We start from the raw sequence: 20,845 nt of genomic DNA on the forward strand, positions 1-20,845 counted from the left end.
GGCGCGGGGAGATTTCCGGCTCCGTGCCGGACGCGGGCTGCCTGGTCAGGCCGTCGCCGCGTCCTCTGCCGCGTCCTCCGCCGAGTCCTCCACGCGGAGGCCGAGCCGGTCCGCCACGGTGGTCAGGGCCGGTCCCAGCGGGAGCGCGATCCTGGTGACGGCCAGCCGGTCGCCGCGGGTGGCGTCGCGGTTGACGATCAGGACCGGCTTGCCCGCCTCGGCCGCCTGGCGGACGAAGCGGAGCCCCGACATCACCGTCAGCGAGGAGCCGAGGACCAGCAGCGAGGACGCTCCGCGCACCAGCTCGCGGCAGTGCTCGACGCGGCGCGGCGGTACGTTCTCGCCGAAGAACACCACGTCCGGTTTGAGGATGCCGCCGCACACCGTGCACGGCACCACCCGGAAGTCCCCGACCTGCTCGTCGGTGAGGTCGGCGTCGCCGTCCGGGTTGATGCCGGCGGCCACCGGCGAGAAGCCCGCGTTGGCCTCCTCCAGGCGCCGGGCGAGTGCACGGCGCGGGCTGAAGTCACCGCACGACAGGCAGACGACCCGGTCCAGGCTGCCGTGCAGTTCCACGACGCCCTCGCTGCCCGCGGCCTGGTGCAGACCGTCGACGTTCTGGGTGATCACGCCGGCGAGCAGACCGTGCCGCCCGAACGCCGCCACCGAACGGTGCCCCGCGTTGGGCCGGGCGCGGCCGAAGGTGCGCCAGCCGAGGTGACTGCGCGCCCAGTACCGGCGGCGGGCCTCGGGGTGGGCGGTGAAGTCCTGGTAGGTCATCGGGGTGTGCCGGCTCAGGCTGCCGCCCTCGCCCCGGTAGTCGGGGATGCCCGACTCCGTGGAAATGCCCGCCCCGCTGAGCACCAGCACCCCGCCGGGCAGCAGCGCGTCGGCGACGGGTGCCAGGTCCGTGGTGCCCGGCGGCAGGTCCGCTCCCGGGGTCCAGCTCAGAGTGGGGCGCATGCGCATGCGGCAAGGGTACGGAACGCGCCGCCGTCCCCGGCGTGGCGGGGCGCACACCGACGCCGCCCGCTTCCGCCGTGCCGCCGCCACCGGCCCGCAACCCGCCTGCCACCGGCCCCGGCATGACCTTTTCCGTCCCGGGTGACAGACTTGCACTGTCCAGGGGGCCGTGAGGTTCCTGCCGGGAGAGGCGGCCTGGCCGGGAGTGGTCGATGTTCCGCAAACGTCCCGCACCTGACGGTGAAGAGCTGCTCGCCCGGCTGGCCTCGCTGACCACACGGGCGAAGGAGCTCGCCGAGCTGCGGCGGTCGCAGGTGGAGCTGGCGATCGCCCTGCAGCGCGACATGCTCCCCGCGGACCTGCCCGCCGTCCCCGGCATCCACCTGGCGGCGTGCTACTCGCCCGCGTACGCCGGGCTCAACGTGGGCGGCGACTGGTACGACGCCTTCACCCTCCCCGACGGGCGCATCGGCCTCTCCGTCGGTGACGTCCAGGGCCACGCCGTCGACGCGGCCGCCTTCATGGGCCAGGTCCGGGTCGGCCTGCGGGCGCTGGCCTCCGTGACCAGCGAGCCCGGCGACCTGCTGGCCTGCACGAACGAACTGGTCCTGTCCCTCAACAAGGACCTGTTCGCCACCTGCACCTTCATGCGCTACGACCCGGCGACCGGCCTCCTGGAGAGCGCCCGGGCCGGCCACATCCCCTGCGTGAGGGCCACGGCGGACGGCAGGGCGGAGGTCTGCCGCGACGAGGGCGGACCCCCGCTGGGAGTCCTGGAGGGCACCGAGTACCCGGTGACCCGGTACCGGCTCGCCACCGGCGGAGTGTTCGTCCTGGTCACCGACGGCGTGGTCGAGGGACCCTCGCTGAGCGTCGACGAAGGCCTGGAACGGGTGGTGCGACTGGCTAGCCTCGCCGCCGTCGTCGGCATGGAGGCGAACGCGCTGGCGGCCGCCGTGCTGAAGAACGCCGAGCTGATCGGTCACGAGGACGACGCGGCCGTGCTCGTCGTCGGCCATGACCGGCGTGGCGCCACGCGCGGCGTTACGCCGTAGGGCGCCACGGAGCGCCTCTCACCTCGCCGACCCGGCGGCACCGGTGTCTGATGGCTGCTGTGGTGGGTATCCGTGCGTGGCCCCGACCGGTCGTCCTCACCTGCGCGACGCTGCTGCTCGCCGGCTGCTACTACGCGGCGGGGCGGCTCGGGCTGTCGCAGCAGCTGACCGCCGACGGTTCGGTCGTCACGCCCATCTGGCCGCCCACCGGCCTCGCGGTGGCCTGCCTGCTCCTGTTCGGTCCGTGGTGCGTGCCGGGCATCGCCCTCGGCGCGCTGCTGGTCATCGTCTCCCTGGGAGCCCCCGGGCCCGAGACCGCGGGCATCGTGGCGGGCAACACCGCCGCCCCCGTCTGCGCCTGGCTGATGCTGCGCGCGGTGGGGTTCCGGGTGAGCCTGAGCCGGCTGCGCGACGGACTGGCCCTCGTCTTCCTGGGGGCGCTGACCGCGATGCTGATCAGTTCGGGAACGGGCATCGGCATGCTCGTGCTGTCCGGCAAACTCCCCACCGACCACCTCGGGCTCGTCTGGCTGGCCTGGTGGGTCGGTGATGCCATGGGCGTCGTCCTGGTCACCCCGCTGCTGCTCCTGCTGTACCGCGCCCGCCTGCCGCCCCCGTCGGTGCGCTGGACCGAGGCCGCCGGGCTCACCGTGGTCGTGTGCGTCCTCGTACCGCTGATCATGTACAGCTCGGTCAGCGTGCTGTTCCTCGCCTACCCGATCCTGATCTGGTCGGCGCTGCGCTTCCAGCTGGCGGGCGGCATCCCGTGCGCCCTGTTCGTGTCGGTGACGGCCACCGTCGTGGCCCGGCAGGAGGGCGGCTCCTTCGGGAAGCTGACCGACATCGAGACGATGATGAAGCTCCAGGCGTTCAACGGCACCCTGGGACTGACCGCGCTCCTGCTCTCCGCGGTGATCAGTGAACAGCTCAACACCAGACGGTCGGTGGAGCGCGCCTGCCACGAGCTGGTCGAGGCGCTCCAGCACCTGAACGCCGGCGGCTCCGGGACTCCGGGCCCGCCCGGAGGAGACGGGCGGTGAGCGCGGTGCCGGGGTCCGCGCCGACGGCACCTGCCCGGACGGCACCTGCCCGGACGGCACCTGCCCGGACGGCAGTCGTCCGGGCCAGTGCGCGCGGGCGTCAGAAGTCGTAGTCGTCGATGTTCCCGGCGTCGAAGACCGTCGGATCACCGAGGGTGATGACCCCGTTCCCGGTGAGCTGGAACCAGCCCATGTCCCCGGCCAGGAACATCTGTCCCTCCCGGCCGGTGATCTGTCCGGAGGCGAGGGCCACCGCGGCGTGACCGGCCAGCTCGCCGAGCTTGGCCGGGTCCCACAGCACGAACGCCTCCACCGTGCCGTCCTCGATGTAGGGACGCATGTCGTTGGGGGCGCCGAGCCCGGTGAGCTTCACCTCGCCCTTGTACTCCGACTGGGACAGGTACTTCGCGGCCGCCTTGATCCCGTTGGTGGTGGGGGAGATGATCCCCTTCAGCTTCCCGTGCTCCCGGAGCAGTTCCTCGGCCCTCCGGTAGGACTTCTCGGCCTCGTCGTCGCCGTAGACGACGTCCACCAGCCGCATCTCCTTGTACCGCGGATCCTCCAGCTCCCTCTTGATGCTGCTGATCCAGGCGTTCTGGTTGGTCGCCGTCCGCGCGGCGGACAGGATCGCGATGTCGCCCTTGTAGCCGATCTGCTCGCCGAGCAGTTCCAGCTGCCGTACGGCGATGTCCTCGGGGCTCGCGGGCGAGACGAAGGCGGAGCGGCACTCGGGCTTCGTGTCGGAGTCGTAGGTGACGACCTTGACGCCCTCTGCCATGGCCTTCTTGAGGGCGTCGCACAGCGCGTCGGGGTCCAGCGCCGAGACGGCGATCGCGTCGGCCTTCTGCTCGGTGAGGTCGTTGATGTGCGCCACCTGCCCGGAGGCGTCGGCGCCCTGGTCCGTGCCCACCTCCTTGAAGGTCGAGCCCAGTGACTTGACGGCGCGCTCCCCGCCACGGTCGGCGACCGAGAAGTACGGGGTGTTGACCTGCTTGGGAAGGAAGCCGACGGTCAGACCCGTCTTGGTGGGGGCGTTGGGGGAGGCCTCGGCGTTCTTGGCGTTCGTCGCCGTGTCGTCGTCCGCGGGGCCGTCTCCGTCGCCGCACCCGGCGGTGAGGAGACTGAGTGAGGACACGGCGGCGACGAGGACGGAGGCACGGCGTGCGGGGGTTCGGTGCATGTGCTTCTTTCGATGAGTCGACACGCGGTGGCCCGAAGACCGTTCACCAGGTGCGTTCAGCCATGGCGGTCTTACGGGTGCGCGTCAGTCGCGTGGGGGCCGCCCGAGCGTGGGGCCAGGGCACTGAAAGGATTCAATCGAGCTTGACCGGGACGCTAGGCACAAACGCCGTTGTGGTCAATGCACTTGCGGGAAACAGTTCTTGGGCCCGCGGCCCCTCGGGCCTGCCCCTGCGGGGGTTGCTCAGACCGGTGCCCGCGTGCCCGTCCCGGGCGCCCGGCCGAGCGTGCGGTCGAAGAGGGTGAGCAGCAGGTAGAGCACGCCGGCGCCGAGCATCACCCAGGCCAGCCGGTGCAGGCCGCCGGTGTCGGCGTGCTGCCCGAAGGAGGACGCGGTCGCGGAGGAGGCGACCATCGAGCCGATGTAGGCGAAGGTGCGCAGCAGCCCGGCGGAGGAGGCGGTGCGCTCCGGGGCGGCCTGGAAGTAGACGGAGTTCTGCAGGGCCAGGTTGTTCAGCCCCTGCGGGACGCCGAAGATCAGGGCGACCAGCAGCAGCATCCACAGCGGGCTGTCCCCGCCCAGCGTGAGGATCACCAGGCACGCGGCGATCTGTCCGACCGCGCCGAGCAGCAGCTTGCCCCGCACGCCCGTGCTGCGGCCCGAGAGGATCGAGATTCCTATCGCCAGCAGGAACATGGGGATCTGCGCCAGACCGGCGTGGAAGGGGCTCAGCCCGAAGCCCTCCTCGGTCCACTGGGTGAAGCCGTAAAGGAAGGAGTACGCGACGACGTAGGCGACGAGCGCCCGCCCGTAGGTGGCCAGGAGCGGAGTGTTGCCGCCGAGCACCCGCAGGTCTATGAAGGGCGTGGCGGCCCGCAGTTCCCGTGCCGCGAACGCGGCTCCCGCGGCGGCGGCGAGCGCGAGCAGGTACCAGTCGCGCAGGTGCGGGTTCATCAGGAAGAGCAGCAGCGCGACGAGCATCGCGGCGAACAGTCCCATGCCGGGCAGATCGAGCCGGGCGGCCAGGCTCCCGCGCGGCGTGGATCCGCCACTGGATCCGCCACCGGATCGGCCAGCGGATCCGCCACTGGATCCGCCACCGGATCGGCCAGTGGATCCGCCCGTGGGCTTCTCCACGGGCTCCGCCTTGGGCAGTCGCAGCAGCCCCAGCAGCACGGCCGCGAGGGCCAGGGGTACGTTCAGCGCGAAGGTGGCACGCCAGCCGCCCACCGCGATCAGCAGCCCGCCCAGCAGCGGCCCGACGACGGCGACCGTCTGGTTGGCCACGGCCAGCGCGGTGAGCACCCCGCCGGGGCTGTGCCGTCCGGTGCGCTCGGCCTCGCTGCGCACCAGGGCCATCGCCGCGGGATAGCCCGCGCAGGTGCCGAACCCGAGCAGGACCCGCGCGCCGATCAGGACACCCAGGCTGGGCGCGAGGGCACCCACGACACCGGCGACGCCGACCAGGCCGGTACTGAGGAGGAAGAGCCGGCGCGGGCCGAAGACGTCGACCAGCCGGCCGGCGACCGGCTGCCCGAGCGACGTGGCCAGGTAGAGGGCGGAGACGAGCCAGGCGGTCTGCGAGGCCGGTGCGCCGAGCGCCCTGCCGATCGGGACGAGGGCGACCGCGATGATCGTCGAGTTGATCGGGTTGAGCACCGAACCCAGCAGCATCGGCGGCAGCAGTCCGCGGTCGAAGCCGGAGGCGTCCGTACCCGCCTCCGGGGCCGCCTTCGCGTCAGTCATGGTTCAGCCGCTCCAGTACGGCCATGGCCGCGATCACGGTCCGGCGCTCCTCCTCGGTGCACCTGTCCTGCAACCGGCCCGTGAGCCATTCCGTGCGGGCCTGCCGCCCCTCCGCCACGCGACGGACGCCCTCCGCGGTCACCGTGATCAGCAGGCGCCGTCCGTCGTCCGGGTCGGGATGCCGCTCCACCAGCCCCATGGAGGCGAGCGCGGTGACCGTCGCCGTCATCGACTGGTGCCTGACCCCCTCGGTCGCGGCGAGTTCGCTGGCCGTGACGCCCCCCTGGTCGGAGAGCCGGGCCAGCACCGAGGCCTGGCCCAGAGTGAGGTCCTCGACCTCGGAGGCCTTGAGGATGCGCCGGCGCAGCCGGCTGATGACCGCTCGGACCTCCCGCGAGGCCTGGACCGCCGAGGGGGAGGGGCTCTCGTTCTCGCTCATGCCCCCAGGCTAATATGCACAGGGTGACCTGTACAGCTTCGGCTGTAGATTACGTCCCGTGTCGCCCGAGGCCCCGTGCGTCAGACCGAGGCCGATACGTGTGCCGTTGTCCAGGTCCTGAAGGGGGTGAGGGAAATGCCCAGGTCGCGGGCGAACCGCGGGAGAGCGGGCTGGGGGAACTCGTTGAGGGACGCCTGCCCGAAGCCCATGTCGGGCATCCCGGCGGCGACCGCCTCGTCCTCGGTCATGTCGGGCGGGGTCAGGGTCGTGCCCAGGCGTCCGGAGAGGATCTCGGCGATCTCCGTCATCGTCAGCAGGTCGCTCGCCAGCTCCAGTTCGACCCGGTCGAACCGCTCGGGCTCCGCCACCGCGGCCGCGACGGTCGCACCGATGTCGTCGACCGCGACGAGGGACAGCCGGGTCGTGGGCTTCAGGAGGCTCACCAGGCCCCCTCGTACGCCCCGCGGGAAGACGATGGCCTCCGAGGGGAGCAGGTTCTCCATGAAGTAGCCCGGCTTGACGATCGTCCAGTGCGCGAACCCCGCCTCGCGCACCCGGTCCTGGATCCCGGCCTTCGCGGAGTAGTAGGGGTCCATCCATTCCCAGCGGTCCTTCACCCAGCTGGTGTGCTGCCCGGCGCCGGAGACGGAGGTGTGCACGAACTGGGGCACCCCGGCCTCCCGGGCGCCCTCGATCAGGTGGACGGCCTGGTCGACCTCCCCCTCGAAGCCGCGCCGGCCGAAGTCGGGCATCTGGACCGAGAAGACGGCGCGGGCCCCCGCGGCGGCCCGGACCACCGAGTCGCGGTCGTCCAGGTCCCCGACGACCAGTTCGGCGCCGAGCGCCGCGACCGTCCGGGCCCGCTCGGTCGAGGGGTCGCGGACCAGGGCCCGGACCGGAACGCCGGACGCGAGCAGGGCGCGGGCGGTCGCGCCGCCCTGCCGGCCGGTCGCGCCGGTGACGAGGACGGGGGCGGGGGAAATGGGCATGGGTGAGTCTCCCGGGTGAGGGCGAATAAGTGGCGGGGCCCGCCACTTAGCTGCCGGGTACGATACGGAGGGCCCCGCCGTTTAGCAATGCCGAGAGGACGCCATGCCCCAGCACCAGCGCGCGGACGCACGGCGCAACTACGCCCGGATCCTGGCCGTCGCCGAGCGCGAGGTCGCCGCGCACGGCGCCGACGCCTCCCTGGAGCGGATCGCCCGTGTCGCGGGTGTCGGCTCGGCCACGGTGCGCCGGCACTTCCCCGGACGCGCCGCCTTGCTGGAGGCGGTGTTCCGTGAGCGGATCGAGTCGCTGTGTGCGCGCGCGGTCGTGTCGGCGGAAGCGGTGGACGCCCGCGCCGCCCTCCTGGACTGGCTGGACGGGCTCACCGAGTACGCCGCGTCCGCGCGGGGCATGGCCGAGGCGCTGGCCCAGGACCGGCTGGTCGAACCGGAGCAGGTGAGCGCCTGCTCGGTGAAGCTCGAAGGGGCGGTCGAGCCGCTGCTGCGGCGCGCCGCAGAGAGCGGGGCGGTGGCGCCGGACGTCACCGCGGCAGACCTCCTCGCGCTGGTCACGGGCATCGCCCTGGCCACGGAGCGCCACGCCGACCCCGCCGCCGAGGGGCGACGCCTGCTGGAACTGACCGTCCGGGGCATCAGTCCCACGGGGTGAGTGCGGCGGCCGGGTCTTGCACCCTGGCTGCAATGACTTGCTCACGACAAGGCGGGGCGTCCATCATGCGGCTACCGGAGCGCGGACAACTTCCCCGCCGGGCAGGCAGGTTCGGCCCGCCCGTCCGGTCGGCCGCGCCCTCCGGTGCCCGCGAGGCCGCGACCCCGCACCCCCCACCTTCGGGCGCCGGAGAGAGCGGAGCGCCCCCACATGTCCTCCGGACTCCCCGTCGGACGCCCGCGAACCGCACGGGGCGCCACGGCCGCCGCCCCGCCCGGCACCCCGGTCAACGCGGCGGCGTTCGCCCGCGCGGCCGACGTGCGGTCCCCCGACGGGCAGATCACCCAGGCGGTCCGCGAGGGCGACACCGCCTGGCACGCCCGCTCGGCCGGCGAGGTCCCCGGCAACCACCACCCCGACCCCGGCCCGAGCCGGGACCGGGCGTACCGCATGAGCGCGGTCCGGGGCGACGACGGCGCCACCGGCACCCCGTTCCCCACCCGGGGCACGGACATGAGCGCCCGTCAGCAGCCGACGTCCGACTCCGCTCGGGTGGCGAGTCCGCCCGGACCGACGTCCGTCCGCGTGGCCTGCCAGGTCCACGGCGGCCTCGTCGAGTACGACGGCTACAGCAACGACGCCTGGTCGTACCTGCCCGACCACGGCGGCTACGTCTCCGACATCTTCGTCGACGTCGACGACGCCCGGCTCCCAGGAGTGCCCACATGCTGACCTCTTCCCCCCGGCGCGGATCCGCCCCGCGTCGCAGACCCCGCACCACCCGCGCCCTGACCGGCACGGTGTGCCTGCTCGCCCTCGCCGGTACGACGCTCGCCGCAGCGCCCGCACCGGCCGCCGACGCCGCCGTTCCGCCCGCTCCGGTGTCCTGGCGCGCGGACCTGTCCAGGACCGGCACCGACGACGTCAACGTCCGGTACGACGCGGGAGCCCTGCGGGTGCGGGACGGCTCCCTCGGCGCCGCCTCCCTGGGCCGGGACCGCGGCTACGCCTCCGCCGTACTGGACCCGCACCACGTCGACCGGCCCGTCGACCGGGTCGCCGTGGACCTCGACGCGACGGTGCCCGACACGGCGGGAGTCGAGGTCGACGTGCGCGGGCGCGCGGCCGACGGCACCTGGACCGAGTGGCGGCGGGCGGCGGCCGGCGCCCCGGCCGAGCTGCCCCGTGACGTGGTCGACGTCCAGGCCCGGCTCACCCTGTGGAACGCCAGGGGCGGGCCCACCGCGGCCGTGCGCGCGATGACCCTGACGGCGGACGACGCGGGCACCGCCCCCGCCGAGCCCGCACCGGCGACCAGGGCCGCCGCCTTCTCCGCCCGCGTCTACGCCACCCGCGAGGGCCTCGTCGGGCACACCACCGCCAACGGTCACGTCATCCAGGCCGACGACCACTTCGTGGCGCTCCCCTCCCGCCGCGCCCTGTCGCCGAACGGCAGCGGCCAGTACTCGGTGCAGGTGTGCGGGCCCGTCCGCTGCGAGACGGCGCCGGTGTGGGACGTCGGCCCGTGGAACACGCACGACGACCACTGGAACCCCTCGTCGGTGCGCGAGCAGTGGAAGGACCTGCCGCAGGGGCTGCCCGAGGCGCAGGCCGCCTACGAGGACGGGTACAACGGCGGACGCGACGAGTTCGGCCGGCAGGTCGCCAACCCGGCCGGCATCGACCTCGCCGACGGCACCTTCTACAACGTCGGCCTGAACGACAACGGCTGGGTGACCGTCACCTACCTGTGGACCGAGGGCGGCGGCGACACCACGTCCTTCCCGACCTGGGGGACCGACGTGAGCGTGCGGCAGCAGGCGACGACCGACTCCACCCGCGTGGCGAGCCTGCCCGGGCCCACGACCGTACGGGTGCGGTGCCAGGTCCACGGCCAACTCGTGAACTACGACGGCTACAGCAACGACGCCTGGTCCTACCTGCCCGACTACGGCGGTTACGTCTCCAACATCTTCGTCGACGTGGCCGACTCCTGGCTCCCGGGCGTCCCCACCTGCTGACCGTCTCGGCCGCGCGGACCGCAGAACGGCCAGGAGTCACCATGCGGTCGTGCGGTGCGAGACGATGCTGCCCGAGGTCTGCGTGCGTCCGCCGCCTGCCGTGGCGAGTCGGCAGCGGAACCGACCGCACAATGGGCGCATGGTTTCCTCTTCTCCGGCCCGCGGCGCCGTGCGGGACGACCCGAGGCGGACGCGGTCGGCGGCGGCGGTGTCCGCGGCGTTGATCGTCGGCGCCGGACTGGCGCTCAGGGCCTTGGCGGCGGGTGAGGCGGCCAAGTACGGCGGCGACGCGCTGTACACCCTGCTGCTGTTCGCCCTCGTGTTCGTGGCGGCGCCGAGGACGGCACCGGCGAAGGCCGCAGCCCTGGCTCTTGCGGTGAGTTGGGGTGTGGAGTTCCTCCAGCTCAGCGGCGTGCCGGCGCACCTCGCCGAGCAGAGCACGGCGGCCCGTCTGGTGCTCGGTTCCACGTTCAACGCACCGGATCTGTTCTGGTACGCGGTCGGCGCGGCGGCCGGCCTACTGGCCGTCAGGCGAGCGTGAAGCGCACCGGAGTTCCGGCCACGGCCTGGGCCGCGGCGGCGAGATCCTGCTCCGCGACGACCGCGGCCACCGGGTAGCCCCCCGTCGTCGGGTGGTCGTGCAGGAAGATCACCGGGCGGCCGTCCGGCGGGACCTGCACGGCGCCCAGGACCATGCCCTCGCTGGGCAGTTCGCCCGTCGAGGCCCGCTCGAGCGGAGGGCCCTCGGTGCGCAGGCCGATGCGGTTGCTGTGCGGGGAGACACGGTAGGCGGCCGAGGTGAGCGTGCGCAGCGCGGCCGGCGTGAACCAGTCGGCGCGCGGGCCCGGGCGGACCGGCAGGACCAGTTCGCCCGGCGGTGCGGGCCAGGGGGCGGCGACCGGCGGCGGCGCGGGCCGCGCGGGGGCGCCCACCACCAGGACGTCCCCGTCCCGCAGGGGCTCGGGACCCAGCCCGGACAGCAGGTCCGTCGAACGGCTGCCCAGGACGGGCTCGGCGGCGATGCCGCCCGCGACGGCCACGTACGAGCGGACGCCCGCGGTCGCGGTCCCCACGTCCAGGACCGAGCCGGCCGGCACCCGCACCGGGGCGCCCCAGGCGGCCGGCCTGCCGTCGACCGTGACCGGGCAGGGCGCCCCGCCGACCACGGCGGTGAGGTCCCGGTCGGGACGCAGGGCGCAGCCGGTCAGGGTCGTCTCCAGGACGGCGGTGTCCGGGTCGTTGCCGAGGAGCCGGTTGGCGAGCCGCATCGCGGGCGCGTCCAGCGCGCCGGAGCGGGGCACCCCCAGGTGGGCGTGGCCGGGCCGGCCCGCGTCCTGCACCGTCGTGAGCGCTCCCGAGCGCACCGTCGTGAGTGTGGTGGTCATGCCCCGGCCTCCGGGCTCGTCCCGTCCGCCGGGCCGTCGCCGGTCCCGGTGCGGTCCGCCGTGGCGTCGTCCGCCGTGACAAATCGCACACGTGTCCCCGGAGTGAGGAGCGCCGCCCGCTCCCGCGCCGGGTCCCACAACGGCCGTGGGTCGGGCATGGTGCCGATCAGCTGCCAGCCGCCCGGCGTGGCGCGGGGGTAGACCGCGCTGTAGGGACCGGCGAGGGCCACCGCGCCGGCCGGGACGCGGGTCCTGGGCGTGGACCGGCGGGGGACGTGCAGCCGAGGGGGCAGTCCGGTGAGATAGCCGAACCCGGGGGCGAAGCCGCAGAACGCGACCCGGTAGGTGTGCGAGCGGTGGAGGGCACCGACCTCGTCGGGACCGACGCCCCACAGGGCCGCCACGTCGGCCAGGTCCGGCCCGTCGTAGCGCACGGGTATCTCCACCACGGCGCCCGTGTCGTCCGCGACCGGCGGCACCTGCCAGTCGGCGACCCGGCGGGCCAGCGCGTCCGGGTCCGGCACTCCGTCGAGCAGGACGGTCCGCGCCCCCGGCACGACCTCGGTGACCGGCGGCAGGGCCCCGGCGGCGCGGCGGCGCAGCACTTCCGCGTGGAAGGCCGCGGTGTGCTCGGCGTCGGGCAACTCCACCAGCAGCGCGTGCCGGCCCGCCGGGCGCGCCGTGAGGGACCGTCCGTCCGTCATGCGAACGCCCCGATTGCCACCCCGGCCGTCTCCAGCGCCTCGCGCACCCGGGCCGCGATCCGGGCGGCGTTCGGGGTGTCGCCGTGCACGCACAGGGAGCGGGCGGCGACCGCGACGGCCGTACCGTCCACGGCCTCGACGGAGCCCGCCACGGCGAACGCCAGCGCGCGGCGCACCACCGCGTCCTCGTCCATCACCACCGAGCCCGCCTCGCTGCGGGGGACCAAGCTGCCCTGCGCGGTGTACGCACGGTCCGCGAAGGCCTCCGGGACGCCGGTGAGACCCGCCTCCGCGGCGGCCGTGAGCAGCCGCGAGCCCGGGAGGCCGAGCACGGGCAGCGCGCCGCCCGCCAGCCGTACCCCGGCCACGACGGCACGGGCCTGACCGTCGTCGTGGACGGTGCGGTTGTAGAGCGCGCCGTGCGGCTTCACGTAGGCGACCTGGGCGCCCGCGGCCTCGGCGAACACGCGGAGCGCGCCGATCTGGTAGGCCACCTCGGCCGCCAGCTCGTCGGAGGGCACGTCCATGGCGCGCCGGCCGAAGCCCGCCAGGTCGCGGTAGGACACCTGCGCCCCGATCCGCACCCCGCGCTCCGCGGCGAGGTCGCAGACGCGGCGCATCACCGAGGGGTCGCCCGCGTGGAAGCCGCAGGCGACGTTGGCGCTGGTGACGACGGAGAGCAGGGCGTCGTCGTCGGTGAGGGTCCAGCGGCCGAAGCCTTCACCGAGATCTGCGTTGAGGTCGATCACACCTCGAAAGTAGACGATCGTTGAACGATCCGACAAGAGAAGCCCCTCTCGACTCCTCGCGGACCCGGTGAGGATTCACCTCTTGTTAGATCGTTCAACGATCGCTAGTGTCCGTGCATCTGCCATGCATCTGGAGCTATGGTCCCCGGGACCACATGAGTCACGTTCCGAAGCTCCGGATCCGTGCCCTGCCCCCTCATGCCTGAAGAAGGCCACCGAATGATCGTTCTCCTCGGTGTGGTCGTGGTGATCCTCGGATTCGTCACGCGCCGCAACCCCGTCCTCGTGGTGGGCGTCGCCGGTATCGTCACCGGACTGCTCGGCAAGATGAACCCGCTGGAGGTCCTCGCGGCCTTCGGCCGGTCCTTCGCCGACAGCCGCTCGGTCACCGTCTACGCCATCGTGCTCCCGGTGATCGGGCTGCTCGAGCGCTACGGCCTGCGCGAGCAGGCCCGCAATCTCATCGGCCGCCTGGGCAAGCTCAGCGCCGGCCGGTTCCTCACCGTCTACCTGCTGGTCCGGCAGGTCACCGCGGCCTTCGGCCTGAACAGCATCGGCGGCCCCGCCCAGACCGTGCGGCCCCTGGTGGCACCCATGGCCGAGGCCGCCGCCGAACGCTCCACCGGGGCCAAGCTGACCGACAAGTGGCGCGAGAAGGTCCGTTCCTACTCGGCCTCGGCCGACACCGTGGGCGTCTTCTTCGGCGAGGACTGCTTCATCGCCATCGGCTCCATCCTGCTGATCACCGGCTTCGTGAACTCCACGTACCACCAGGACATCGAGCCGACCCAGCTCGCCCTGTGGGCGATCCCGCTCGCCGTCTGCGCCTTCCTCATCCACGGCGCCCGGCTGCTGCTCATGGACAGGCAGCTCGAACGCGAGATGGCGCAGGCCGCAGCCGAACACGACCTGCCGCTTCCCGAGGGGGCCGACAAGTGATCAAGGTCGAATGGCTGTACTGGCTGATAGGCCTCGTCTTCGTCGTCATGGCCGTGCAGATGGCCACCGACCGCAGCAACCCCAAGCGGTGGACGTCCGCCGCCTTCTGGGGCCTGCTCGGACTCACCTTCCCCTACGGCACCGGAGTCGCCAACGCCACCGCGGGCAACGGCGGCTGGACCCTGCCCGCCGAGCCGCTCGGTGTCGCCGTCCTCGCCCTGATCGTGCTGGCCGGCTTCAACTTCCTCGGCAAGGGCGTCCCGGTCACCACCACCGGCGAGCAGCGCGAGGCAGCGGCCGCCCGGCTCGGCAACAAGATCTTCGTCCCCGCGCTGACCATTCCGCTCGTCGCCATCGTCTGCGCCTCCGTCCTCGACGAGTCCGGGCTCTTCGAGACCGGCAAGGCCACCCTGCTCGGGCTCGGCCTCGGCTGTATCGCCGCGCTCGTCGTCGGCATGCTCGTCACCGGCGAGAAGAAGCTCTCCGTCCCGATCCACTCCGGCCGCTCCATGCTGGAGGCGATGGGCTCCGCCCTGCTGCTGCCCCAGCTCCTCGCCGTGCTCGGCTCGATCTTCGCCGCCGCCGGGGTCGGCGACCAGGTCGGCGACATCATGAACAAGGTCCTGCCCGAGGACTCGAAGTACTTCGCCGTCGTGGCGTACTGCGTGGGCATGTTCCTGTTCACCGTCATCATGGGCAATGCCTTCGCCGCCTTCCCGGTGATGACGGCGGCGATCGGCTGGCCCGTACTCATCCAGCAGATGCACGGCAACGAGCCGGCCGTCCTCGCGATCGGCATGCTGGCCGGCTTCGCCGGCACCCTGTGCACGCCGATGGCCGCCAACTTCAACATCGTCCCGGCCACCCTGCTCGAACTGAAGGACCAGTACGGGCCGATCAAGGCACAGCTCCCGACGGGCATCGCACTGCTCGGCTGCTGCACGGTGATCATGGCGCTCTTCGCCTTCTGACCCCGCCCCCCCCGCGCCCGCCATCCGACCCGCACGGCAAGGAACGCCCATGACCCGTGTCCTCATCACCGGCTTCGCCCCCTTCGGCGGGGAGCGGGTGAACCCCTCCTGGCAGGCGGCCTCCCTGGTGGCCGCCGAACCGCCCGCCGGGCTCGCGGTCACCGCCGCCGAACTGCCCTGTGTCTTCGGCGAGTCCCTCGACGCCCTGCGCGAGGCCATCCGGGCCGGCGACCCCGACCTGGTGCTCTGCCTGGGGCAGGCGGGCGGGCGCCCGGGGGTCACCGTCGAGCGCGTCGGCATCAACGTCGACGACGCCCGCATCCCCGACAACGCCGGCGGGCAGCCCATCGACGAACCCGTTGTTCCGGACGGCCCCGCCGCCTACTTCTCCACCCTCCCCGTCAAGGCCTGCGTCGCCGCGATGCGCGAGGCGGGGGTCCCGGCCGCCGTCTCCAACACGGCCGGCACCTTCGTCTGCAACCACGTGGCCTACGGCCTCGGCCACCTCATCGCCACCGAGTTCCCGCACATACGAGGCGGCTTCGCGCACGTGCCCTGGGCGCCGGAACAGGTACCCGACGGCACCGCGCCCGCCCTCCCGCCCGCCACCGTCGCCCACGGCCTGCGCGCCCTGCTGGCCACCGCCGCCCGCACCCCCGCCGAGCAGGACCTGAAGGTCACCGAAGGAGCCACCCACTGATGCCGCTCAGCACCCACGCGGCCCCCTTCGCCCAGCTCGCCCTGGCGAACATCACCCGCGAGTACCCCAACTTCCCCGCCCACCTGATCACTTCCGCCGACGAGCGGCTCGAACCCCGCTCGCTGCACCCCGCCTTCTACGGCGCCTACGACTGGCACTCCTCGGTGCACATGCACTGGCTGCTGGTCCGCCTGCTGCGCCGCCACGGCGGCACCCCCGCGCTGCCCGGCACCGAGGAGGCCGTCGCCGCCCTCGACCGGCACCTCACCCCCGAGAACCTCGCCACGGAGGCCGCCTACCTGCGCGAGCGCCCCTCCTTCGAGCGTCCGTACGGCTGGGCGTGGCTGCTCGCGCTCGCCGCCGAGTGCCGGGCGCACGGGGGCGCGGAGGGCCAACGGTGGGCCGGAGCACTGGAACCGGCCGTGGACGCCGTCGACGCACTGCTGGCCGACTGGCTGCCCAAGGCCACCTATCCCGTCCGCCACGGCAACCACCCCAACAGCGCCTTCGCGCTGGGCCTCGCCCTCGATTCGGGCGAACTGTCCGCCGGGACCGACCGGGCCGTACGGGAACGCCTGCTGAGCTGGTTCGCCGACGACCACGACGCGCCCGCGCACTGGGAACCGTCGGGGCAGGACTTCCTGTCCCCGGCGCTCACCGAGGCCGACGCGATGCGCCGGGTCCTCGCGCCGGAACGGCTCGCGCGGTGGCTCGACCGCTTCCTGCCCGGGCTCGGGACCGGGGCACGCTGCGCCCTGCTGGAGGTGCCGGTCGTCTCCGACCACGCCGACCCGCAGATCGGCCATCTGCTCGGTCTGACGCTCAGCAGGGCCGCCGCGCTGCGCGCCCTCGCCGACGCCCTGCCCGACGGCCCGGTCCGCGCCCGCCTGGACGAGGCGGCGGGGGCGCACCTCACGGCCGGCCTGCCGGCGGTGGAACGCGGTGACTTCACCACCGACCACTGGCTGGCGACCTTCGCCGCACTGGCGCTCGACCCGGTGGCTCCGCCGGCTCCGCGGCACTGACGCGGGGGAGGAGGGTCAGTCCTCCGGGCGCAGGAGGCCGCGGCGGTACGCGGGCACCAGGTGCCCGGGAACCCGCAGGGTCACCCCGTCCACCGTCACGGGCACCAGATTCGGCGTACTCGCCTTCCACTGGGCCCGGCGGTGGCGGGTGTTGCTGCGGGACATCTTGCGCTTGGGGACGGCCATGGTGAGGCTCCTCTCGGACGTGGAACCCCGACCCTACATGAAAACGATGTTCATGTTGAGCGCGTCGTGTTCCGCAGCGCCGGTGCTCATCGCCGCTCCGTGCGGGTGAGACGTCCCAGCGCCCGCACCAACGCCTCGACGCCCGCCTCCGCCTTCGACCGGGGGCACCCGACGTTGAGCCGTACCCGCCCGGGGGAGCCGTAGGCGGCCCCGGGCATGACCGCCACCTTCTCGACCTCCACCAGCTCCCGTTGCAGCTCCTCGTCGTCGACGCCCAGCGGGCGCAGGTCGATCCACGCCAGGTAACCCGCCTGCGGCGGCCGCCAGCCGAGCCCCGGGAACGCCTCCCGGAGGCGGTCGGCGACCGTCGCGAGGTTGCCCGCGAGATACGTCCGCAGCGCGTCCAGCCAGGGCGCCCCCTCGCGGTACGCGGCGATGTGGCCGACCAGCGACAGCACCGCGGGGGAGGAGAGCCCGTCCGCGTCCTTGAGGTGACGCAGGTAGGCCTCGCGCGAGGCCGGATCGTTGATGATGCCGTAACTGCCGGTCAGCGCGGGGATGTTGAAGGACTTGGACGCCGAGGTGACCACGGCCCAGCGGCCGTCGCCGCCGTGGCGGACCCAGGGACGGTGGACGTGCGGAGCGTGGGCCAGGTCGGAATGGATCTCGTCGCTGACGACCGCGACGCCGTGTCGTGCGCACAGCCGGGCCATCCGGTCCAGCTCCGCGGCCGACCACACCCTGCCGGTCGGGTTGTGCGGCGAACACAGCAGCAGCACCGCCGTGTCGGGGAGCGCCAGCAGCCGTTCCAGTTCCGGCCAGTCGTCCAGGGGACACTCCAGGAGCCGCCGACCGCTCGCCGCGACCGTCCTGGGGAACGCGTCGTACATCGGGGTGTGGGCGACCACCCCGTCACCCGGCCGCGACCACAGGTGCAGCAACCGCGAGACCTGGTAGACGACGGAGGGCGCGTAGACCACCGACCCGGGGTCCACGGCCGTACCGTGCCGTGACGCGTACCAGTGCACGATCGCGGACAGGAAGTCGTCCTGGCGCCAGCGGGAGTAGCCGAGCACCCCGTGGGCCAGACGGCCGCGCAGTGCCGCCAGCACCTCGGGGGCGGTCTCGAAGTCCATGTCGGAGATCGTGAACGGCAGCAGGTCCGGCACGCCGAACCGGTCCTGCACGTAGTCCCACTGCGTGCACCAGGTGCCGCGCCGGTCCACCGGTGTGTCGAAGTCGTACGGCGCGGGCGGGGGCGTGGTCATCGTCGGCCCGCCGGGATCATCGTCGCGATGGCGTCCTTCACGGACTGGACCTGCGGACCGATGACGACCTGGACGTTGTGCGCGTCGAGCTTGATGACGCCGACGGCCCCCAGTTTCTTCAGCCGTGCCTCGTCCACCTCTTCGGCGTCCGCCACCGTCATGCGCAGGCGGGTGATGCAGTTGTCCAGGGACCGGATGTTGCCGGCGCCGCCGATCGCGTCGAGCATGGCGGCCGCGTCGTACTTCCCCGCGACCAGCTCGCGCGCCGGCTCAGGAGCCACTGAGTCCTGGTCCTCCGCGTGTTCCGCGTCACTCGCCCCTTCGTGCTCGTCGTGCTCGTCGCGCTCGTCGTCCGCCGGCGGGTCCTCCCGGCCGGGCGTCTTGAGGTCGAAGCGGGTGATGGCCCAGCGGAACAGGAAGTAGTACGCGGCGAACCACACCGCCGCGATCACCGGCACCAGATACCACTTGGTCGTCGAGCCCTGGAGCACACCGAAGACGAGCCAGTCGATGACGTTGCCGTCCGTGTTGCCGATGAACACGCCGAGCACGGCCGCCGTGAGGAAGCCCAGTCCCACCAGGACCGCGTGGATGAGGTACAGCCACGGGGCGACGAACAGGAACAGGAACTCCAGCGGCTCCGTGATGCCGCCGACCACGCAGGCCACCACGCCGGACACGAGCAGGGCCTTGATCTCCGGACGCATCTGGCGCCTGGCGCAGTGGTACATCGCGAGCGCGGCGCCCGGCAGGCCGCCCAGGTAGGCCGCCATCTTGCCCTGGGAGAGGAAGTGCGTGGCGTCGGTGACGGCCGAGTTGGGTGCCGCCGAGCAGTCCAGCTGGGCGTAGAACAGGTTCAGTGCGCCGGAGACGTGGTCGCCGCACACGGTTCCCGAGCCGCCGACGTCCGTGAAGCGGAACATGGCGACGAGGATGTGGTGCAGGCCGATCGGGCGCAGCAGCACCTCGCCCATGCCGAAGAAGAACGGTCCGAAGACGCCCGTGTGCCCGATGCCCCGGCCGATCGCGTTGATCCAGCCGTTGAAGGTCGGCCACACCAGCGGGATGAGCAGACCCAGCACGCTCAGGACCAGGGCCGAGACGATCGGGACGAAGCGCAGCCCGCCGAAGAAGGCCAGCGCGTCCGGCATCCGCTGGGTGCGGAAGCGCCGGTGGAGCAGGCTGACAACGATGCCAACGGCCACGGCGCCGAGCAGTCCCGTGTCGATGGACTGCACACCCAGCACGTCGGCTATGCCGTAGTGCTCGATGGCCTTCTCGTCCTCGAAGTCGACGCCCTTGGCGGTGAGGTAGAAGTTCACCGCGAGGTTCATGGCGACGAAGCCGACGAAACCGGAGAACGCGGCCACGCCCTTGTCCTCGCGGGCGAGGCCGAGCGGGATCGCCATGGCGAAGAGGACGGGCAGGAAGGTGAAGGCGACCAGGCCCGTGTTGGCCATCCAGGTGAAGACGAGGTGGAAGCCCTCGCCCTTCAGGAAGGCAACGTTGTCAGTGACCGCGTCACTCGACAGCGAGGAGCCGATGCCCAGCATGATGCCGCAGAACGCGAGCAGGGCCACCGGAAGCATGAACGTCTTGCCGAGGCCCTGGAGGAATTCCCAGAGCGCGGCCTTGGTCTTCTGCATGTGTACGGAACTTTCGGGCCTGGGGGACGGACCCGTCCGCTCGTCGTGACGACGCGGCGCGGGCCGGCGGGCGGAACCGGCGGCTGGGGGGAGACGCCGCCGCAGGGATCACATCACAGCGGGTCGGTGACTGTCCACGGTGTCCCCTGTCCGGCGCCCCCGACCGTCACAACCAGCCCCGCCGTGCCGCCTGCCAGGCGAGCTGCATGCGGGTCGCGGCGTTGGCGCGTTCCATCATGCCCTGGATACGGCGCTGGACCGTGCGGCGGCTGAGCTGCATCTGGGAGGCGATCGCCTTGTCGGCCACACCCGCCACCAGCAGCGACAGCAGCCTGCGGTCGGTGGGGGCCAGCGCGTCGGGCGCCGCCGGCCCGTCGGTCCCGGAGAGTTCGCCCGAGTCGTCGACGTCCAGCGGGACGGCGTCCTCCCAGTACCGCTCGAACAGTGCTATCAGGGCCGCCAGCAGATTGCTGTCCCTGACCAGCGCCGTCGTGGGTTCCTCCGGACTGCCGTGCGGTCCGCCGGCGACGAGGGGGAAGACGGCCACCGCGCGGTCCGCGATCGCCAGGCGCAGCGGCAGGTGCGGCACGGCACGGGCGACCTCACCGGCCCGCACGCCCGCCACGACGTTGTCGACCGCGCCCTCGTCGTCGAAGAACGCCTTCTCGTACAGCACCCGGTAGCGCACGCCGCGGGCCAGCGCCTCGAACTCCTCGGTGTTGCTGCCCGAGGGCATGGCCACGTACTGCGCCTTGCAGAACCAGAGCATCTCCTCGCGCACGCTGGTCTGGATCTGCCGCAGGTGCTGGCGCAGCGCCTCGGCACCGGTGATGACCTCCAGGAGCTGCCCCGCGTCCCGCCTGCGCATGGTGTCCCGGTAGGACTCGATCAGCCGGGCCGCCTCGTGCTGGGCGAGGTCCAGCGCCTCGGCACTGCGCTTGAGCCGGGGGAGCAGGGCGACATCGGGCGGAGCCGCCTGGTAGAGCCGGGGGACGCCGTCGGTGGGGCTGGCGAGTCCCTTCGCGGTGAGCGACTCCAGAACGTGGTCCATCCGCTCGACCGGCATGCCGTCACGCTCCGCCAGGTCGGCGGCGCCGGCCCGGCCGAAGGTGACGAGCAGTGCGTACACCGACTCCTCGTCGGGCGACAGCCCAGCGATCTCCAGCACCACG

At 72.9% G+C, this 20,845-nt stretch carries 22 protein-coding genes; 10 read left to right on the plus strand and 12 right to left on the minus strand.

Translation table 11 applies throughout. The features are described 5' to 3' along the window. Positions 1-45 precede the first annotated feature (45 nt). On the minus strand, positions 46-969 hold the full coding sequence (locus ACFYZ3_RS12055; protein ID WP_388515755.1) for an NAD-dependent protein deacetylase: 924 nt from the start codon (positions 967-969) through the stop codon (positions 46-48). A gap of 206 nt (positions 970-1,175) precedes the next feature. On the opposite strand from ACFYZ3_RS12055, the gene ACFYZ3_RS12060 reads away from it, so the two are divergent. Beyond that, positions 1,176-2,018 (plus strand): PP2C family protein-serine/threonine phosphatase, encoded by an 843-nt coding sequence (locus ACFYZ3_RS12060; RefSeq protein WP_388515757.1) that lies wholly within the window; start codon positions 1,176-1,178, stop codon positions 2,016-2,018. 50 nt (positions 2,019-2,068) lie between these two features. Beyond that, positions 2,069-3,058, plus strand: coding sequence for an MASE1 domain-containing protein (locus ACFYZ3_RS12065; RefSeq protein WP_388515759.1), 990 nt, complete (start codon positions 2,069-2,071; stop codon positions 3,056-3,058). 100 nt (positions 3,059-3,158) lie between these two features. Here the strand turns inward: ACFYZ3_RS12065 and rhaS are convergent, their stop codons facing one another. The 4 genes from rhaS to ACFYZ3_RS12085 form a co-directional block, all read right to left on the minus strand. Then, complete coding sequence (gene rhaS, locus ACFYZ3_RS12070; RefSeq protein WP_388515761.1) at positions 3,159-4,238, minus strand: rhamnose ABC transporter substrate-binding protein; 1,080 nt, start codon at positions 4,236-4,238, stop codon at positions 3,159-3,161. Positions 4,239-4,481: 243 nt separating this feature from the next. Further along, positions 4,482-5,984 (minus strand): MFS transporter, encoded by a 1,503-nt coding sequence (locus ACFYZ3_RS12075; RefSeq protein WP_388515763.1) that lies wholly within the window; start codon positions 5,982-5,984, stop codon positions 4,482-4,484. Further along, on the minus strand, positions 5,977-6,423 hold the full coding sequence (locus ACFYZ3_RS12080; protein WP_388515764.1) for a MarR family winged helix-turn-helix transcriptional regulator: 447 nt from the start codon (positions 6,421-6,423) through the stop codon (positions 5,977-5,979). Before ACFYZ3_RS12080 ends, ACFYZ3_RS12075 begins: the two co-directional genes overlap by 8 nt. A gap of 80 nt (positions 6,424-6,503) precedes the next feature. Then, the gene (locus tag ACFYZ3_RS12085) at positions 6,504-7,412 is read right to left on the minus strand and encodes an NmrA family NAD(P)-binding protein (RefSeq protein ID WP_388515766.1); all 909 of its coding nucleotides are present in this window, start codon (positions 7,410-7,412) and stop codon (positions 6,504-6,506) included. A 103-nt stretch (positions 7,413-7,515) separates the two neighbouring features. Between ACFYZ3_RS12085 and ACFYZ3_RS12090 the strand changes: the two genes are divergently transcribed. The 4 genes from ACFYZ3_RS12090 (at position 7,516) to ACFYZ3_RS12105 (ending at position 10,641) form a co-directional block, all read left to right on the plus strand. Then, positions 7,516-8,079 carry a TetR/AcrR family transcriptional regulator gene (locus tag ACFYZ3_RS12090; protein ID WP_388515768.1) on the plus strand — a complete coding sequence of 188 codons (564 nt, stop codon included), beginning with the start codon at positions 7,516-7,518 and terminating at the stop codon, positions 8,077-8,079. A gap of 210 nt (positions 8,080-8,289) precedes the next feature. After that, entirely contained in the window at positions 8,290-8,811 is a 522-nt protein-coding gene (locus tag ACFYZ3_RS12095) for a hypothetical protein (protein ID WP_388515770.1), read from the plus strand. Beyond that, positions 8,805-10,100: a hypothetical protein gene (locus ACFYZ3_RS12100; RefSeq protein ID WP_388515772.1), complete on the plus strand. Its 1,296-nt coding sequence runs from the start codon at positions 8,805-8,807 to the stop codon at positions 10,098-10,100. The genes ACFYZ3_RS12095 and ACFYZ3_RS12100 overlap by 7 nt, the downstream gene beginning before the upstream one ends. A 139-nt stretch (positions 10,101-10,239) precedes the next feature. Then, positions 10,240-10,641 (plus strand): DUF2809 domain-containing protein, encoded by a 402-nt coding sequence (locus ACFYZ3_RS12105; RefSeq protein WP_388515774.1) that lies wholly within the window; start codon positions 10,240-10,242, stop codon positions 10,639-10,641. On the opposite strand, the gene ACFYZ3_RS12110 is transcribed toward ACFYZ3_RS12105, so the two are convergent. From ACFYZ3_RS12110 to ACFYZ3_RS12120, 3 genes are read right to left on the minus strand one after another with little or no spacing between them, the layout of a single operon-like run. Further along, positions 10,628-11,485, minus strand: coding sequence for a biotin-dependent carboxyltransferase family protein (locus tag ACFYZ3_RS12110; RefSeq protein WP_388515775.1), 858 nt, complete (start codon positions 11,483-11,485; stop codon positions 10,628-10,630). The genes ACFYZ3_RS12105 and ACFYZ3_RS12110 overlap by 14 nt on opposite strands. Further along, positions 11,482-12,189: an allophanate hydrolase subunit 1 gene (locus ACFYZ3_RS12115; protein ID WP_388515777.1), complete on the minus strand. Its 708-nt coding sequence runs from the start codon at positions 12,187-12,189 to the stop codon at positions 11,482-11,484. Before ACFYZ3_RS12115 ends, ACFYZ3_RS12110 begins: the two co-directional genes overlap by 4 nt. Then, the gene (locus ACFYZ3_RS12120; RefSeq protein ID WP_388515779.1) at positions 12,186-12,938 is read right to left on the minus strand and encodes a LamB/YcsF family protein; all 753 of its coding nucleotides are present in this window, start codon (positions 12,936-12,938) and stop codon (positions 12,186-12,188) included. Before ACFYZ3_RS12120 ends, ACFYZ3_RS12115 begins: the two co-directional genes overlap by 4 nt. 219 nt (positions 12,939-13,157) lie before the next feature. Between ACFYZ3_RS12120 and ACFYZ3_RS12125 the strand changes: the two genes are divergently transcribed. The 4 genes from ACFYZ3_RS12125 to ACFYZ3_RS12140 are packed head-to-tail and all read left to right on the plus strand — an operon-like array spanning position 13,158 to position 16,573. Beyond that, positions 13,158-13,877, plus strand: a complete 720-nt coding sequence (locus ACFYZ3_RS12125) for a DUF969 domain-containing protein (RefSeq protein WP_361001793.1) — start codon at positions 13,158-13,160, stop codon at positions 13,875-13,877. Beyond that, positions 13,874-14,848, plus strand: a complete 975-nt coding sequence (locus tag ACFYZ3_RS12130; RefSeq protein ID WP_388515781.1) for a DUF979 domain-containing protein — start codon at positions 13,874-13,876, stop codon at positions 14,846-14,848. The genes ACFYZ3_RS12125 and ACFYZ3_RS12130 overlap by 4 nt, the downstream gene beginning before the upstream one ends. A 49-nt stretch (positions 14,849-14,897) precedes the next feature. Next, positions 14,898-15,548 (plus strand): pyroglutamyl-peptidase I, encoded by a 651-nt coding sequence (gene pcp, locus ACFYZ3_RS12135; protein ID WP_388515783.1) that lies wholly within the window; start codon positions 14,898-14,900, stop codon positions 15,546-15,548. After that, entirely contained in the window at positions 15,548-16,573 is a 1,026-nt protein-coding gene (locus ACFYZ3_RS12140; protein ID WP_388515785.1) for a DUF2891 domain-containing protein, read from the plus strand. The genes pcp and ACFYZ3_RS12140 overlap by 1 nt, the downstream gene beginning before the upstream one ends. 15 nt (positions 16,574-16,588) lie before the next feature. On the opposite strand, the gene rpmF is transcribed toward ACFYZ3_RS12140, so the two are convergent. The 4 genes from rpmF to ACFYZ3_RS12160 all read right to left on the minus strand — a co-directional run bounded on the left by rpmF (position 16,589) and on the right by ACFYZ3_RS12160 (position 20,844). Further along, positions 16,589-16,759 carry a 50S ribosomal protein L32 gene (gene rpmF, locus ACFYZ3_RS12145; protein ID WP_388515787.1) on the minus strand — a complete coding sequence of 57 codons (171 nt, stop codon included), beginning with the start codon at positions 16,757-16,759 and terminating at the stop codon, positions 16,589-16,591. Between the two features lie 86 nt (positions 16,760-16,845). Continuing rightward, positions 16,846-18,027: a MalY/PatB family protein gene (locus tag ACFYZ3_RS12150; RefSeq protein ID WP_388515789.1), complete on the minus strand. Its 1,182-nt coding sequence runs from the start codon at positions 18,025-18,027 to the stop codon at positions 16,846-16,848. Next, positions 18,024-19,673 (minus strand): maltose/glucose-specific PTS transporter subunit IIBC, encoded by a 1,650-nt coding sequence (gene malX, locus ACFYZ3_RS12155; protein WP_388515791.1) that lies wholly within the window; start codon positions 19,671-19,673, stop codon positions 18,024-18,026. The genes ACFYZ3_RS12150 and malX overlap by 4 nt, the downstream gene beginning before the upstream one ends. Before the next feature lie 166 nt (positions 19,674-19,839). Beyond that, complete coding sequence (locus tag ACFYZ3_RS12160) at positions 19,840-20,844, minus strand: helix-turn-helix domain-containing protein (protein ID WP_388515793.1); 1,005 nt, start codon at positions 20,842-20,844, stop codon at positions 19,840-19,842. Position 20,845: the final 1 nt, after the last annotated feature.

This window comes from Streptomyces sp. NPDC001599 (assembly GCF_042893535.1).
GTDB lineage: Bacteria > Actinomycetota > Actinomycetes > Streptomycetales > Streptomycetaceae > Streptomyces.